Origin of the sequence: Ideonella sp. A 288 (assembly GCF_002198735.1) — a bacterium.
Taxonomy (GTDB): domain Bacteria; phylum Pseudomonadota; class Gammaproteobacteria; order Burkholderiales; family Burkholderiaceae_C; genus Pseudaquabacterium.
This window is the reverse complement of record NZ_MWLO01000138.1, coordinates 26,848-41,884: the sequence shown is the minus strand read 5'-3', so window position 1 is coordinate 41,884 and position 15,037 is coordinate 26,848. Positions and strand designations below refer to the sequence as shown.

The following is a 15,037-nucleotide window of genomic DNA, read 5'->3' as shown; positions in this document are numbered from 1 at the left end:
AGTTGTCGGGTCGCCCTCGCCGATCGTCAAGATCATCGAGCGCCCGCCGGTCTGGCAACAGATCCGCCCACCCATGGCAGCGGCCCCCACGGCAGAGCCACGGCTCACGGCGCCCGCTCGGGCCGGGGGACACGACGCAGCGCCGGCAGTGGCAGTGGCATCGGCGCCATGAGCGGCATCCTCAATGCGGATGAGGTTTGCGCCTCGTCATGACGGATTCAGCCCGTCAGAGAGCGAATCGGGCAGACAACTTGCACGCAGCGGCGATGGGCCGCGACTGCGCTGGCGCGCCGTGCCGCAACCGCAACCGCAACCCCAACTCATAGCCGCCGCAAAAGGAGACCGCATGAACGTACCGCCGGCCACACGGAGTTCCTGGATCCTGCGCTTCGCTGTGCTGCTGCTCTGGTGCTGCAGCAGCAACGCTGCCCCGCCCTTGCCGTCGCTCGGCGTCGATGCGAAGGTCACTGTCTCTGGACTCTCGTCCGGCGGCTACATGGCGGCGCAGTTTGCCGTCGCGTTCTCTGCCAGCGTCCAGGGGGTCGGTGTGCTGGCTGGGGGGCCCTACGATTGTGCGCTGGGCGACCCGCAACAGGCCACCACCCGCTGCTCCTGTGTCTTTCCTCCGTGGTGCAGCACGCCAACGCCTTCGGTGCTTGCATTCCAAAGCGCCAACCGAGCCCGCGGGAAGGCCGCGGTCGAACAGATCGACCCGCTCAAGAACCTGAAGGCTCAACGCGTCTGGCTGTTCTCGGGCGGCAATGACAAGACCGTGCCGGCCGCCAACGTCAAGGCCGTCGAACTGTTCTATGTGGCGCAGATGAAGCTGCCTCGCTCAAAGCTGCGCCACCGGCGCATCGCCGGCGCCGGCCACGGACTGCCGGTGTTGCCAAAACCAGCGGGTGCAGTGGCCTGTACGGAATCGGCGTATCCATTTCTCACCGACTGCCCGCTCGACGCTGCCGGCGAGCTGCTCAAGTGGCTGTATCCGCGCTCGGTGGCCAGCGCGCCGACCGATGCCGGGCAGTTGCTCGAATTCGACCAGCGGATGTACGCGGCAGGCCTGGGCGATACCGGCCTTGGCGATACGGGCTACGTCTACGTGCCGAACGCGTGCACCGCCGCTGGCGCGGCCTGTCGACTGCACGTCGTGTTCCATGGTTGCAGACAGGCGCGGGAGTCCGACGATGAGCAGGGTGGCACCGTCGGTGACCGCTTTGCACGCGAGGCCGGCTACAACCGCTGGGCAGCTGGCAGCCGAATCGTCGTGCTCTACCCACAAGTGCAACCGACAGACACCGGCAATCCGCTGGTCGCCTACCAAAACAACCCCCGAGGCTGCTGGGATTTCTGGGGGTACACGCAGCCGGTCGCTTTCATCAGCCGGCAGGTCACGAACATGGCACCGCAAATGCTTGCGGTGCGCGCGATGGTTGCCGCACTGCAACGCTAGACAACAGGCTTCGACGAGCACGCCGACTGCGGCGGCCTTGAACACCTGGGCGCACCACGGCGGGGCGCATTTGCACATAACTGGGAAGGGCCACCATGCAATCGGTATTCGACATCGACTTTGCGCTGCTGACGAACAGGCACTTTCACCCGTCGCCCGCAGCCTGGGAGGACCAGACGCTCTACTTCTTCATGCTCGACCGATTCTCGGACGGCAGGGAGACCGACTACGTCGGCAACGATGGCTTCCTGGTCACTGGGCCCGGCACGGTGCGCTACTTTGCGCCGAACGACTTCGACAGTGCAGTCGGAAGCGGTGCCGCCGCCGCGGCCTGGCGCGACGCCGGGGGGCGCTTCGTTGGCGGCACGCTGAAAGGGGCGACGAGCAAGATCGGCTACCTCGCACGGCTGGGCATCACGGCGATCTGGGTGAGCCCGGTGTTCAAGCAGCCTCCGTGGGCCGAGTCGTATCACGGCTACGGCGTGCAGGACTTTCTTGCCGTCGAGCCGCGCTTCGGCTCATCCGATGATCTGCGTGACCTGGTCGCCACGGCGCACGCCCATGGCATCCACGTCATCCTCGACATCATCCTGAACCACACCGGTCCGGTGTTCGACTACGACCCGGACCGCTACCCCACAGACAGCGGTTTTGACCCGCGTTGGGATGGCGGCGCCTATGAGGTCAAAGGGTGGAGGGACGCGGCGGGCGGCGCCACGCTTCCGTTTCCGCAGACCACCGCCGACCCCGACGCAGCCGTCTGGCCGCGTGAGTTGCAGCAGGCCGACGCCTTCACCCGCAAGGGCCGCATCGACAACTGGGACTACGCCCCCGAGTTCCTGGAAGGCGACTTTCTCGACTTGAAGGATGTGCACCTTGGGGTGGGGTCCATCGACCACTACGCGGTGTCGCCTGCGTTGCGAGCACTGGTGCGGGCGTACCAGTACTGGATTGCGTTCGCCGATATCGACGGCTTTCGCATCGACACGGTCAAGCACATGGACCCGGGAGCCGTGCGCTACTTCACCGCCTGCATCCACGAATTCGCCCAGTCGATCGGCAAGGAGCACTTCATCCTGATCGGCGAGATCACCGGAGGACGCGGCAACGCTTTCGCGCTGCGCGAGGCCACGGGCCTGGACGCCGCCCTTGGCATCGACGACATCCCGGACAAGCTCGAATACCTCGCCAAGGGCCATCGGAATCCTTCGGACTACTTCGACCTCTTCCGCAATTCCTACGAGCTCGGCAAGGACAGCCACGTCTGGTTCCGCGACAAGGTCGTCACGCTGTACGACGACCATGACCAGGTGAGGAAGGGGCCGCACAAGGCGCGCTTCGCCGCCGACGGGGGTGCGCCGTTCGCGCTGAACGCCATGGTTCTGAACGCGCTGACGCTCGGCATCCCGTGCATCTACTACGGCAGCGAGCAAGGCTTCGACGGCGCGGGAGACAACGATCGCTACATTCGCGAGACCATGTTCGGCGGCGACTTCGGTGCCTTTCGCTCGACGGACCGCCATGCCTTCGACGAAACCCTGCCGCTCTTTCGCAGCGTCGCGGCGCTGCTGGCCGTCCGCCGCAGCAGCCTGGCGCTGCGCCGTGGTCGACAGTACCTGCGCGAGATCTCCGGCGACGGCCACAGCTTCGGCTTGCCCGCGATGGTGGGCGGGCAGATCCGCTCGGTCGTGGCCTGGTCGAGGCTCTTCCTCGATCAGGAATGGCTGTGCGCCATCAACACCGATTCAGGCGGTGCCCGCGCCGCCTGGGTCAACGTCGACGCCGGTCTGTCGCCGCCCGGCCGCCGGCTCGTCTGCCGCTACGCGTCGGATCCAGCGCTGGTCGGTACCTCGCTCACCGTCGTTCTCGTCGCAGGGCGCAGTGCCGTCTGGCTCGACTTGCCCGCCGCGGGCTGCGTTGTCTGCGGGCCTGACTGACGCACGACCAGCCCATCGGACGCCTGCGGACCTCGCAAGCAGCGCAAGCCTGCTCACATGGCCTTGCGCGCGCGCCTGGTGCAAGTCGCGCAGAATGAGGGCCAGGTCAATTTGCAGCAACTCGGTCATTGCAGGGCCTTGGCGTGTGGCATGCGACTGCCGTGCCTCACAGCAGACGTCCGTGAAAGCCGGGTCGCGACCATCATCGGACCGTGACCGATGGCTGCCATCCGGTCAGCTTCGGCAGCTTGTCGCCGTCACCACCAGGCCGATTCGCGTGTTGCCCGACGCCGGCCGACGCCCCCGCTCGAAGTCGCTCTCGTCCGGGAGACAGGGGAGTCGGCTCGGTTCCCTAGGTCGTCTTCCTGCCGATCAGCCAAAGCTCTGCCGCAAGCCCGGCCGCCAGCAGCACCGAGGCCACAACGTCGGCGACCACCACCTTGCCGATGGCCGAGTTGTACCCGCCCACCGCCATCGCAACGACGATGAAGCTGGCCGCGCTGAAGAGCGCAACTGTCAGCACCGTGACGCGCAGCCAGGGCAGCGCGATGGCGCTGAGCATCAGCACACCCAGCACGCCGAACAGAAGCGCCCGGTGCTGCAGCAGGACGGCCGTGTTCGGGTCATTCACCTGGATCCCGTAGAGCCGTGCCAGGGTGCTCACCCCCATGACGCCGGGGACGGGCAGCAGGTGAATGATGCCTGCCACGAGCAGGGCGACGATGGAGACGTATTTCATGGCTTTCCTCAGGGTTGATTCAATTGCTGTCGGGCAGTGGGGCAGTTGCGCCGGTTCAAGGGGGCGGTGTGGGGCTGGGCAACCACGGTCTGCATGGCGTAACGGCACTGCTCTGCCAGCGTCAGGCGCCCGCCGTTGGCGCGCCCCCCAGGCGGCCGATCCCAGCATCGATCCGATCGGCCGGCGGCCATGCCACCGAGCGCCGCGGCCACGGCGAAGAGGATGCAGTCGCGCAGTTCAGGTTGCCGAAGGGCCGCCAGCAGCGCGAGCGCCATGAAGACGCCGAAGCCGCGATCGACAGCGCGAACCTCGTTGCGGCTCGTCAGCGTGAGTTCCAGAATACCGAACTGGGCCGTCACCAAGGCCGGCTTGGCGATCGCGCCGATGCCCATGACGGTGAATCCGGCGATCGCGATGAGGATTGGAAGGTCTTGCATGGAGCGCAGCCACAGCGAACTTGATGCCGTCATCGTGTCGGAGCAGGTCGCCTCGGGCTTTCAAGATTCGCCTGTCCTTGCGCGCATCTGGGCGGGTCCGGCGCGCGCGCTGTACGTTGGCCCGGGGCTGGACCTGTCGCCGCACCTGAACGTGGCGACGACGATCGCGGTGTCTCTGCGGCAGCCCTTCGAGTTGCGGACCTGGGCGAAGTCAGGGGGCTGGTCGCCGTGGCGCTCGGAGGTCATCAGCGTCATCCCGTCGGAGACGCTGCATCACCTGAAGAGCCTCGGGCCGATGGCCTTCCTTTACCTGGACCCGCTCACCGACCGTCGGCACCCGCTGTCCCAGAACGACCTGCTGAGCGGCCGTGAGCGGCTGCGGCTGGCGGGTCAACGGGTCGGCCTCGACGAGGCCTTCGCTGCCTTCGGGCTGAGGCCCCACCGCCCGCGGGATGCACGCATCGCCCGCGTCGTGCGCGAGATCGAACGCCGGCCTGACGCCTTCGGCCGTTTGCAGGACGCTGCCGCGCTGGCCTGCCTGTCACCGTCGCGCTTCCGGGCACGCTTCGACGCGGAGCTTGGCCTGCCGTTCCGCCGCTATCGTCTGTGGCGGCGCATGGCCACCGTGATGCGCACGGTCGCTGTCGGCGGAACCTTGACCGACGCCGCCCACGCCGCCGGGTTCTCGAGTTCGGCGCACCTGAGCAGCACGTTCAAGCGAATGTTCGGCCTGACGGCCAGCGACCTGCTGGCGTTCGGGGTGACGATCGACGTGTCTGAAGATGAGGTGCTGTCTGCGTACGAGCACATCAGCCAACCCGAGGCCAATGCGGCCCGAGCCGCCTGAGCAAGCGGAGCAGTGCTGAAGGGATCGGAGAAGCCGACGGCGGGTGCCTCCTCGTCTGAGCCCGCGCGTGCTGCCGGCTGCTGAACTTCCTGCGGGTGCATTTGCGAGGCCAAGCGACCGCTGTGTGGCAACGAAGTCAGAGAGGCGGACGTCTCCTGTAGGTCGGCGGGGACGCCACGACGCGGACACTGACACGCCCGAAGCTGGTTTTGCATGGGCTCGAACACCCGTTGAATCGGATCGAGACGTGCACGCCAAGGTCAGGCGCCAGGGAACGGCAGCCCAGGGCACGCCCAGACAGCGCTTCCACTTCGGCAGGTGTGACAGGGTGGACCTCGAGCGTGCGCCTGCTGCGCACCGCTGCCTGCAGGCAACCCAGCGCGTGGAGATGAATCTTCAGTCAACGGGCCCTGCACAGGCGGTCTCACGCTCAGACACAGCGCACCAGAAGGCGAACGACAGCGCCAGGCAGACAGCGAACAGCGCGAACACCCAGCGGTGCTGATCAAGGGCATCCGACAGCTTCAGCAGCCCGGGCACCACCAGGGCCGGCAGCACCAGGCTGGAGTTGAACACGCCCATGCTGACGCCCATCTCGCGGGAGTCGACGGATTCCGAATAGATCGCGAAGACGATGGAAATCAGCGACGACCAGCCGATGCCGCACAGCAGCATGCCCAGGTAGTAGAAGGCCTCGTTCGTCGGCGTCAGCACGATGAAGGCATAGGCGGCGGCCATCAGGCCCATGGCGCTGCGGTGCACACGGACCTTGCCGAAGCGCAGGCACAGCGGCTTGAGCACCAGCACGGGCAGCGCTGCGCCCACCAGGTTCAGCAGCAGGAAGCCCATCGACAGGATGCGGCCCGCGGTGTCGCCGGCCGTCGTGGCGGTGGTCGCCGCGGCGCTGTTCGCCAGGTGGTACAGCCCATCGGCCAGCACCGAAGCACCCGCCGGCGGCACCACGAAGTCGCGCACGTAGAAGAAGCTCATCACGAACATGCTCTGCACGCCCAGCCATGCGAAGCCGTGCCCCACCAGCATGGTGCACAGCCGGTTCTGGGGCGAAGGCCGCCTGCGGCCCTGCCAGACGATGGCGATGCCCCACAGCAGCGTCAGCCCCACCGTCGCCAGGAACAGGGGCACGGCCCAGGCCGCCAGCGCGTCGCCGAAGACGAGCTTGTCAACGGCGACGAACACGCCGTAGACCAGGAAGCCGACCATCGGCCACAGCGCCTTGAAGGCGGCCATGCCGGTGGCCCGCCGCGCCGCGCCATCAGCGCTGGCTGCCGCAGGTGCTGCCACGGCCGCCATGGCTGCAGGAGGCGTCTCCTCGATGAACAGCAGCGGCAGCAGCGTCAGGAAGAAGACCACGGCCACGGTGACCAGCACCAGGGCGAGGTTGCCGAAGAAGATCGAGATCAGGTACGCGCTGATGCCCAGCACGCCCGACACCGTCTGCATCCAGGCATAGCCGCGCACGCGGGCCGGCCCCTCGGGTGTGAGGTCGGCCACCAGCGAGCGTGCCGGATTGAAGGTGACGTTGGTGGCGAGGTCGGCCACCAGGGCCACCAGCACCGCCACCGCCATCAGGCTCAGGCCGGTGGCCATGGCGATGCTGTCCAGTGCCAGCATGGCGTAGGTCGAGGCCGCGCCCGCCACGCCGCCAGCCAGCAGATAGGGTCGCCGGCGGCCCTTCATCAGCCAGGTGCGGTCGCTCAGCGCCCCGACGAGGGGCTGCACCAGCAGCCCCATCAGCGGCCCCATCAGCCAGATGAGCGCGATGTTCTCCAGGTGCAGGTTGTAGCGCGTGCTCAGCAGCCAGGTCGTGGTGGCGATGCCCGACGACAGGGCAAAGCCGACGGCCGCGGTGGGCAGGCTCAGCAGGACGAGGAAGCCGGTGGACAGGCGCTTCTGGGCATCGAGCATCGGGGGCTTTCAGGGCAGACGGATCACGGGGCTGGCGCTCCACACCTTGGGCGCCGCCGGGTCGCCACCACCCACGGTGAAGCTGCCCGCCGCTGGCGCCAGCGGGCGCCAGCCGCCGTCCCAGTCCCAGGTGCTGACGAAGACGCGGGCGCCGCTCAGGCTGGCCGGGTCGCCCAGGGATTCGCTGGGGATGGTCAAGCGCACGGTGCGCCGGGCGGCGTCGGTGTCGATCTCGGCGGCGGGCGTGATGCTGCGGCCGTCGGCGTTGGTGTCTGCACCTTCGGGGCCGAAGAGCGCGTTGCTCCAGCCGTGCGCGCGCAAGCGCAGGTGCCAGCGCATGCCCTCGGGCAGCTCGGCATCCTGTCCCGGCATCGCACGGGCGCCGCCACTGCGGCCGGGCAGTTCGATGAAGACCGAGAAGGCCACGTGGTCGAAGCCGTTGGCCGGCCCCCAGACGCGCGTCAGGTCGGCCATCTCCAATTCGATGCGCAAGGCGCCGCCGGCGGACAGCACGCGCGTGCGGCGCAGGTCCATCTGCCGGGTGTAGCTCTCGTGCGTGGGGTAGACATAGCGGCCCTGAGGGCCGCCGCCGGTGGCTTCACCCTGCGGCACGTCGGCCAGCACCCGCCAGGGCAGCGCCACGCGGAAGGTGGCGGCCTCGCTGACCCCCGCATCGGCGGCCGTGCCGCTGGCGCGCAGCACCAGGCGGTGCAGCAGCGTCGGGTCGGTCATGCGGCGGGTGTCGATGCGGACACTGAAACGCCCGTCGGGCCCCGCCACCACACGCTGGGCGCGATCGGCATCACCATCGACGATCACTTCCATGGCCGCGCCGGGCGGTGCTCGGCCGGTGATGTCGAAGTCACCCTGCACCGCTTCGGTGGGCAACGCGTCGAACTGCGGGCGCAGCGTGGTCGCAGGCGGCGTCGCGGTCGGCGCTGCTTCCACCGCCCACACCGTGCCGCTGCGGGGCGGCAGGCTCAGGTGCACGCGGCCCTGCGCGTTGACCTGCAGTTCAGGGGGCAGGGCCGCGGGCGTGTCGGCATGGATGTCGAACAGGCGCCGCAGCCTCGCCTGCGGCGGGCCGACCTCCAGGTTGTCGACGAAGCGCGGCGCGTCGGCGGTGTTGAACAGCACGATGCGCGACTGCCCCTCATGCACGTTGCGCCAGGCCAGCACGCCCGGTCCGGCGCCGCCGGCCTGCAGCGGCTGCGGCAGCGCGCGCGAGAAGCCGCGGTGGGCTTTGCGCAGCGCCACCGCCGCCTGCGTGTAGCGGAACAGCGGGGCCTGGGTGTCGAAGCGGTCGCGCCCCCCCGAGCCCCATCCGCCGGCGAACATCGACGCGCGCTGCGCCACCAGCCCCTGCTCGGTGCCGTAGTACAGCACCGGGATGCCGGGCAGCGTCATCATCGCCAGCAGCGCCTGCTTCATCGCCGGCTCGCCGCTGACGGCCAGCCAGCGGTCGACGTCGTGGTTGTCGATGAAGCTGGGCAGGCGCCGCGGGTCGATGCCGCGCGCGTCGGCGGCCACCATGTCCTGCACCCGGCGCTGCAGTTCAACCGGCGCCCGGCCGCGCGCGAACACGTCCACCAGGCCCGCGTAGAGCGGGAAGTTGAGCATGCCGCCCAGGCGCTGGCGGCCGTCCTCGCCGCGGATGTAGCTCTCCAGCTTGCGGGTGTATCGGGTCTGGCCCGGGGGATCGATGCCGAAGCCTTCGCCGAAGGCCAGGAAGTCACGCCGCCCGGTGCGCCGCGCCACATGGGCCACACCCGGGGCTTGCGGGTCTTGGGCGTAGAGGAAGTCCTCGAAGAACTCGGGCGGCACGTGGTACGCGGTATCGATGCGGAAGGCGTCCACGCCGACCTCGCGCACCCAGTGGCCGAAGCTGTCGCGCAGGGCGCGGCGCACGCGCGGGTTCTCGGTGTTCAGGTCGTCCAGGCCCGAGGTCTGGAAGTTCAGCTCCTCGTCGCGCACGGTGACGTCGCGGATCTCCGGCGTCCAGTGGTAGATGCCGGCGCGGCGGTCATTGGCGCGGCGGGGATCGTTCAGGTGGAAGGGCGTCTGCAGCGGCCGCGGCACGGGACGCGAACCCGTGTTGGGCCGGAAGTCGGCCGCCGGGTCGTCGGCACGCCAGCCTGGGCCATAGCTGAAGAAGTTGGCGGTGTGGTTCACCACCACGTCCTGCACCAGGTACATGCCGCGGCGGTGCAGCGCATCCGACAGGCGCTGGTAGTCGGCCAGCGTGCCGACGTGCGGGTCCATGCGCTTGAAGTGGCTGGCCCAGTAGCCGTGGTAGCCCCAGAAGCCGTGCGTGGTGTCGTGCCACTGGTTGAGCACCGGCGGCGTCAGCCACACGGCGGTGGCGCCCAGGGCCTGCACGTAGTCGAGCCGGCGGCGGATGCCTTCGATGTCGCCGCCGCTGTACATGTGCCCTTCGCGCGGGTTGTGTTCGCCCAGCCCCTGTTCGTTGTTGCGCGGGTTGCCGTCGTCGAAGCGGTCGGTCAGCACAAAGTAGATGACCTGGTCGCGCCAGTCGGGCGAGGGCACGTGCAGCTTCAGGCCACGCGGCTGCGCGACGGCGGGCAACGCCAGCGCAGCCAGCAGCAGGGTGCAAGCGTGCAGGGCCAGGCGCCACGACAGATGCCCGCTCATCGCGCAGGCCCCACTTCCAGCCGTCGCGCCTGCAGCAGCGCGGCGTGAGGCAGCGCCTTCGGGTCCATGCGCTGCCCGTCCAGCCACACGCCGGGGCGCCGTCCGGGCACGATGACGAGCCGCGTGCCGTCGGCCCGCATCAGCGTGGCGCGGCGCACCAGCGTCGCGCCGGCCACATACGTGCCCGAGGCCGGCACCACCGGGTACAAGCCCAGCGTGGACAGCACCAGCCAGGCGCTCATCTGCCCGCAGTCGTCGTTGCCGACGATGCCGTCGGGGCCGCTGCCGTAGAAGCTGCGCACGATGCGGCGTACGAGCGCCTGGCCTTTCTCGGGCGAGGCTGTCCACGCGTAGAGGTAGGCGATGTGGTGGCTGGGTTCGTTGCCGTGGGCGTACTGGCCGATCAGGGCCTCCTGCCCCAGGTGCTTGTGATCGCCGGGCGCCTGCACGCTGAAGAAGCGGTCGAGCCAGGCCTCGAAGGCCGCGGCGCCGCCCATCTGCGCCACCAGGCCGGCCGGGTCGTGCAGCGCCGGCGTCAGCGTGTACTGCCAGGCGTTGGCCTCGGTGTAGTCACCCGGGTTGTTCATCGGGCTGGTGGGCACCAGCGGGTCGAAGGGCTCGCGCCAGCGGCCGGCGCTGTCCTTGCCGCGCATCATCTGCGTCTGCACGTCCCACAGCTTGCGCCAGCCCTGGGCGCGGCGCGCGAAGCGCTCGGCCACGTCAAGGCGGCCCGCCGCGCGCGCCACGCGCGCCACAGCGTCGTCGCCGATGCCGAGCTCCAGCGTCTTGCTCACCGACTCGTTGCTGATCTTGTCCAGCGGGATGTGGCCGAACTGCTCGTAAACGTCCCAGCTGCGCTGCGCCCACTCGGGCGCGTTCGGCCGCGGCAGCGTGGAGGTCTCGACCATCGCCTGCAGCGCGGCTTGCAGGTCGAAGCCCGCGCCCTGCCGGTGAAAGCCCTTGGCCACCGCGTCGGCAATCACCGGCAGCGCCGGGTTGCCGATCATCGTGTGCGTCTCGCGACCCCAGGCCGTCCACAGCGGCAGGTAGCCCTGCGCACGGTGGTGGGCCAGCATCGTGTTGATGAAGCCGGGCACGCGCTCGGGCACCAGCAGCGTAAACAGCGGGTGCACGCCGCGGAAGGTGTCCCACAGGCTGAGGGTGCTGTAGTACACGCCGCCCGGTGCAGCCATCACCTGGCCCGTGGGGCCGCGCACGCGGCCGTCGGCATCGGCGATGTCGCTGGGGTGCAGCAGCGTGCGGTACAGGGCTGAGTAGAAGATCGTCTTGAAGCGCGCGTCGGCGTCGATCTCGATGCGTGACAGCAGCCGCTGCCACTGCGCGTCGGCCGCAGCGCGCACGGCGTCGAAGGGCTTGGCCTCGTCAACCGCCAGGTTGCGGCGCGCGCCGTCCACGTCCACCGTGGACAGGGCCACGCGGGCGTGCAGTACGTGGCCGGTGCCGAGGTCGAAGTCGAGCAGGTAGCGCGCAGCGCGATCGCCTTCGCGCGGCGGCAGCGGCGTCACGCGCGCGATGGGCCGGTCGAAGCGCACGATGAACGAGGCCTCGCGCTCGACCCAGTTCTTCGCGTGCGTGGTGCCGGTCAGCTCGCCACGTGCAACGTCCAGGTTGGACGTGGCCTGCGTGACGCGCGGCCCGTTGCCGAACAGCAGGCCGTGCTGCAGGTCCACCAGCACCTGCACGCGGCCGGCCTGCGTGAAGGTGTAGCGGTGCACGGCCACGCGCTGCGTGGTGGTCAGCTCCACGCGCACGCCGTGGCCTGGCAGCGTGACGCGGTAGACGCCGGGGCGGGCGCTTTCGGTCTGCTTGTCGGGCGCGGCCGAGAAGTCGGTGCTCTGGGCTGTCCAGCGTGTGCCGGCGGCGGGCATCAGCAGCACGTCGCCCAGCTCCGGGATGCCTGCGCCGCTGATGTGCGTGTTGGAAAAGCCCAGGATGCGCGGCGCACGGTACTGGTAGCCGCTGCTGTAGCTCCAGCCGCGGTCGGCGTTGTCCGGCCCGGGGGCCACCATGCCGAAGGGCACCATGGCCGCCGGCGTGACGTGGCCGGTGCCGTCGGTGCCGATGAAGGGGTCGACATGGCGCGTGAGGTCGCCGCGGCCTGCGGCGGTGCCCGCCGTGGCAGCCAGGGCCAGCGCCAACAGCCAGCGCTTGGGGGTCATTGCCAACGGGTTCAGCGCCGACCGGTTCATGGTGTCGGGGTCCGCGTCGTGAGGGCCTGGCCGAAGAAGCGCAGCGTGTCGTCGAGGTGCTGCGCCCAATAGGCCCAGCCGTGGCCGCCGTCGTGCTCGGCGTAGTCGTGCGCGATGCCGGCGGCCTGCAGTTCGACGTGCAGCCGGCGGTTGCCATCGATGAAGGGGTCGTCGCGCCCGCAGTCGAACCGCAGTGCAGGCAGCGGTGCCTCGGCTTCGCGGAGCGAGGCGATGACGCTGGTGTCGGCCGGCGCAGCGGCCCAGCCGGTGCGGGTTTCGGCCATGAGCGCGTCGAGCTGCGCGGCCTCGGTCACCGACGAATGCCCGGCCGCCGCCACGAAGCGCTGCGGGTGCCGGCCGGCCAGCCGCAGGGCTGCGAAGCCGCCCATGCTCAGGCCGGCGATGCACAGTGGCGAAGACTCGCTGCACGCGCTGCAGGCCTCGCGCGCGGCGGCTGGCACCTCGTCGACGATCCAGCGCTCGAAGTCCTGTCCGGCATGGGGCACGTAGCCCGAGCCATCGCCCCACAGGCCGTCGCTGGGCATGGCCAGCACCAGGGGCGGGACGGCACCTTCGTCGATGAGCCGTTGTGCGGTGACATGTGCACCGCCTTGAAAGGCCCAGGCCCAGTGCGAGCCGTAGACGCCGTGCAGCAGCACGACCAGCGGCACGTCACGCCCGGCTGCGGCCTGCGGCGGCACGAACAGCAGCAGGTCGGCACGCTGGCCCAGCGCCGCGCTCTTGACGGTGACGAAACGCAGGCCGGGTGGCGTCAGGGCCGGGTCGGAGACTTCGAGGGTTCGGAACATCGATGGGGTGCGCCTGTGGTGCAAGTCAATCGAAGACGATCACGCCCTTGGCGCTGCGACCGGCGAGCATGTCGTCCAGCGCCTGCGCCAGGTCGTCCAGACGGTAGGTGTGCGTGACCAGGCTGTCCAGTTGCAGTTCGCCGCGCGCAGCCCAGTCGAACAGGCGCGGGAAGTCGCGTTCGGGCAGGCAACCCCCATACAGCGGCACCAGGTAGCGCTTGTCCCACCAGAACTGCGGCATCTCCACGCTCACCGGGCCGTGCGCACCGCTGAGCTGCACGGCATTGCCGCCGTGGCGGCACAGCTTCAGCGGCAGGAAGGCCAGCGCGGCCACGCCCGTGGCCTCGAAGGCGTGGTCGGCGCCGCGGCCTTCGGTCAGCGCGCGCACGGCGGCGGCCAGCTGGTCGCCCTGCTGTTCTGCGTTGAGGTGGTCGGCCGCGGGCTCCAGCGTGTGCGTGGCCCCCAGCGCCACGGCACGCTGCAAGGCCGCGGGCCGGCGGTCGATGGCGACGATGCGGGCCGCGCCCGCCAGCCGCGCGCCCTGCACCACGCTCAGGCCCACGCCGCCGCAGCCCACCACGGCCACCGTGTCGCCGGGCTGCACCTGCGCCACGTTGACGGCCGCGCCCACGCCCGTCATCACGCCGCAGCCCAGGATGCAGGCGTGGCGTGCGGGCAGTTGCGCGGGCAGCACGGTCAGCGCCTCGGCACGCACCAGCGCGTGTTCGGCGAAGGTGCCCAGCTTGAACGACCGTTCCACCGGCTGCCCGCGCCACAGCGTGTGGCCCGGGGCCGGCGCGCTGTGGCCCAGCGTGGTGTCGACGCCATGCGTGCGCTCGCACAGCGAGCCGCGCCCGCGCTGGCACTGCGGGCAGCGGCCACAGGGGATGGCCCAGTTCAGCAGCACCGGCTGCCCGGGGCGCAGCTGCGGGTGCAACGCGGCCACGCCCGGCCCCACGCTGTCGACCACGCCCGCGCCTTCGTGCCCCAGCACCAGCGGGCCGGGCCATCGAAGTGACGCGTGGTCGGTGTGGCAGATGCCGGCGGCCGTCAGGCGCACGCGCACCTCGCCGGCCGCAGGCGCGCGCACCGACACCGGCTCGATGACGAAGCCGCCGTGGCCGTCGCCGATGGCGGCGTCGCCCTGCAGGGTGGGTGCGGCGTTCTTCGGCTCGGGAGCAGCCATGCGGTGCGCGTTCAACGCGACCAGATGACCGGGTTCTTGCGCGTGGCGATGACTTCGCCCTCGCGCGCACCGGGGCACCACTGGTCTCGGTCGTTGGCCTGGATGGCGTTGAGCGCGGGCAGCAGGTGCATGTCGGCGTCCATGTAGATCACCGTCATCACCGAGCGCGGCTGCGTGCCGGTGTTGGGGCCGGCCTTGTGGAAGGTCCAGCCCAGGTGGAAGCTCACCTCGCCCAGCTCGAAGGGCCCCACTTCGAAGGGGAAGCCGTGGCGGGCCATGTTTTCGCTGATGCGCGCTTCGCTCTCGTCGCTGATGCCCAGGTCGCGCCCGAAGGCCACGCCCTGGCTGCCGGCGTAGAAGCCCAGCGGGCCCATCTCGGTGGGCACCGCCTGCAGCGGGATCCACGCGGTGATGGTGCGGTCGCTGGCCAGGGGCCAGTAGTACTGGTCGGCGTGCGCCGGCGTGATGCCGCCGCCGGGTTCCTTGTACAGGCTCTGGTCGTGGTACAGGCGCACGCCGCGCACTTCAAGCAGATCGGCCGCGAGGCGCGCCAGCCGCTGGCCCATCACGAAGCGCGCCGCCAGCGCGCTGTGCTCCCACAGGTTCATCACCTGCAGGAAGGCGCGGTCGTAGGTGCTGCGCTCGGCCAGCGGGCGGTTTTCGGTGTTCAGGTCGATGGTCAGCCGCGTGATCTCGCGCCCGAAGTGGGCCAGCGTGTCGGGCGACAGCACCTGCTTGAGCTTGATGCAGCCATCGCGGCGGAAGGCGTCGACCTGCGCCGGGTCAAGGGCATAGGGGCTGTCGAGATCGGGCCAGAGGGTGGTGGTGTCGTTCATCGGGC

11 protein-coding genes are annotated in these 15,037 nt (G+C 69.9%); 3 read left to right on the top strand and 8 right to left on the bottom strand.

Going from position 1 to position 15,037, the window contains the following annotated elements; translation table 11 throughout:
* Positions 1–346: 346 nt before the first annotated feature.
* Together EOINJALH_RS21175 and EOINJALH_RS21170 are read left to right on the top strand one after the other, a co-directional pair.
* Entirely contained in the window at positions 347–1,453 is a 1,107-nt protein-coding gene (locus tag EOINJALH_RS21175; protein ID WP_144290117.1) for a poly(3-hydroxybutyrate) depolymerase, read from the top strand.
* A gap of 95 nt (positions 1,454–1,548) precedes the next feature.
* Positions 1,549–3,390 carry an alpha-amylase family glycosyl hydrolase gene (locus EOINJALH_RS21170; protein WP_088283792.1) on the top strand — a complete coding sequence of 614 codons (1,842 nt, stop codon included), beginning with the start codon at positions 1,549–1,551 and terminating at the stop codon, positions 3,388–3,390.
* Positions 3,391–3,742: 352 nt separating this feature from the next.
* Here EOINJALH_RS21170 and EOINJALH_RS21165 read toward each other — a convergent pair whose 3' ends face one another.
* The gene (locus EOINJALH_RS21165; protein ID WP_088283791.1) at positions 3,743–4,129 is read right to left on the bottom strand and encodes a phosphopantetheine adenylyltransferase; all 387 of its coding nucleotides are present in this window, start codon (positions 4,127–4,129) and stop codon (positions 3,743–3,745) included.
* A gap of 8 nt (positions 4,130–4,137) precedes the next feature.
* Positions 4,138–4,566: a DUF4345 family protein gene (locus EOINJALH_RS21160; RefSeq protein WP_088283799.1), complete on the bottom strand. Its 429-nt coding sequence runs from the start codon at positions 4,564–4,566 to the stop codon at positions 4,138–4,140.
* Between EOINJALH_RS21160 and EOINJALH_RS21155 the strand changes: the two genes are divergently transcribed.
* A complete protein-coding gene (locus EOINJALH_RS21155) occupies positions 4,565–5,413 on the top strand; it encodes an AraC family transcriptional regulator (protein WP_158219842.1) in 849 nt (282 codons plus the stop codon). The two genes, EOINJALH_RS21160 and EOINJALH_RS21155, sit on opposite strands and share 2 nt — an antisense overlap.
* 396 nt (positions 5,414–5,809) lie before the next feature.
* On the opposite strand, the gene EOINJALH_RS21150 is transcribed toward EOINJALH_RS21155, so the two are convergent.
* From EOINJALH_RS21150 to EOINJALH_RS21125, 6 genes are read right to left on the bottom strand one after another with little or no spacing between them, the layout of a single operon-like run.
* The gene (locus EOINJALH_RS21150) at positions 5,810–7,339 is read right to left on the bottom strand and encodes an MFS transporter (protein WP_088283787.1); all 1,530 of its coding nucleotides are present in this window, start codon (positions 7,337–7,339) and stop codon (positions 5,810–5,812) included.
* A 9-nt stretch (positions 7,340–7,348) separates the two neighbouring features.
* Complete coding sequence (locus EOINJALH_RS21145; protein WP_088283785.1) at positions 7,349–9,991, bottom strand: alpha-amylase family glycosyl hydrolase; 2,643 nt, start codon at positions 9,989–9,991, stop codon at positions 7,349–7,351.
* A complete protein-coding gene (locus EOINJALH_RS21140; RefSeq protein WP_088283783.1) occupies positions 9,988–12,201 on the bottom strand; it encodes a GH92 family glycosyl hydrolase in 2,214 nt (737 codons plus the stop codon). The genes EOINJALH_RS21145 and EOINJALH_RS21140 overlap by 4 nt, the downstream gene beginning before the upstream one ends.
* A complete protein-coding gene (locus tag EOINJALH_RS21135) occupies positions 12,198–13,010 on the bottom strand; it encodes an alpha/beta hydrolase family protein (RefSeq protein WP_088283781.1) in 813 nt (270 codons plus the stop codon). The genes EOINJALH_RS21140 and EOINJALH_RS21135 overlap by 4 nt, the downstream gene beginning before the upstream one ends.
* Positions 13,011–13,035: 25 nt before the next feature.
* Positions 13,036–14,196 carry an alcohol dehydrogenase catalytic domain-containing protein gene (locus tag EOINJALH_RS21130; protein WP_199873447.1) on the bottom strand — a complete coding sequence of 387 codons (1,161 nt, stop codon included), beginning with the start codon at positions 14,194–14,196 and terminating at the stop codon, positions 13,036–13,038.
* Between the two features lie 11 nt (positions 14,197–14,207).
* Positions 14,208–15,032 (bottom strand): phytanoyl-CoA dioxygenase family protein, encoded by an 825-nt coding sequence (locus tag EOINJALH_RS21125; RefSeq protein ID WP_088283778.1) that lies wholly within the window; start codon positions 15,030–15,032, stop codon positions 14,208–14,210.
* Positions 15,033–15,037: the final 5 nt, after the last annotated feature.

Bases quoted from the DNA above. Each gene is read 5' to 3' on its own strand.
- EOINJALH_RS21175 (WP_144290117.1), top strand. From the start codon at position 347: ATGAACGTACCGCCGGCCACACGGAGTTCCTGGATCCTGCGCTTCGCT.
- EOINJALH_RS21170 (WP_088283792.1), top strand. From the start codon at position 1,549: ATGCAATCGGTATTCGACATCGACTTTGCGCTGCTGACGAACAGGCAC.
- EOINJALH_RS21165 (WP_088283791.1), bottom strand. From the start codon at position 4,129: ATGAAATACGTCTCCATCGTCGCCCTGCTCGTGGCAGGCATCATTCAC.
- EOINJALH_RS21155 (WP_158219842.1), top strand. From the start codon at position 4,565: ATGGAGCGCAGCCACAGCGAACTTGATGCCGTCATCGTGTCGGAGCAG.
- EOINJALH_RS21160 (WP_088283799.1), bottom strand. From the start codon at position 4,566: ATGCAAGACCTTCCAATCCTCATCGCGATCGCCGGATTCACCGTCATG.
- EOINJALH_RS21150 (WP_088283787.1), bottom strand. From the start codon at position 7,339: ATGCTCGATGCCCAGAAGCGCCTGTCCACCGGCTTCCTCGTCCTGCTG.
- EOINJALH_RS21145 (WP_088283785.1), bottom strand. From the start codon at position 9,991: ATGAGCGGGCATCTGTCGTGGCGCCTGGCCCTGCACGCTTGCACCCTG.
- EOINJALH_RS21140 (WP_088283783.1), bottom strand. From the start codon at position 12,201: ATGAACCGGTCGGCGCTGAACCCGTTGGCAATGACCCCCAAGCGCTGG.
- EOINJALH_RS21135 (WP_088283781.1), bottom strand. From the start codon at position 13,010: ATGTTCCGAACCCTCGAAGTCTCCGACCCGGCCCTGACGCCACCCGGC.
- EOINJALH_RS21130 (WP_199873447.1), bottom strand. From the start codon at position 14,196: ATGGCTGCTCCCGAGCCGAAGAACGCCGCACCCACCCTGCAGGGCGAC.
- EOINJALH_RS21125 (WP_088283778.1), bottom strand. From the start codon at position 15,032: ATGAACGACACCACCACCCTCTGGCCCGATCTCGACAGCCCCTATGCC.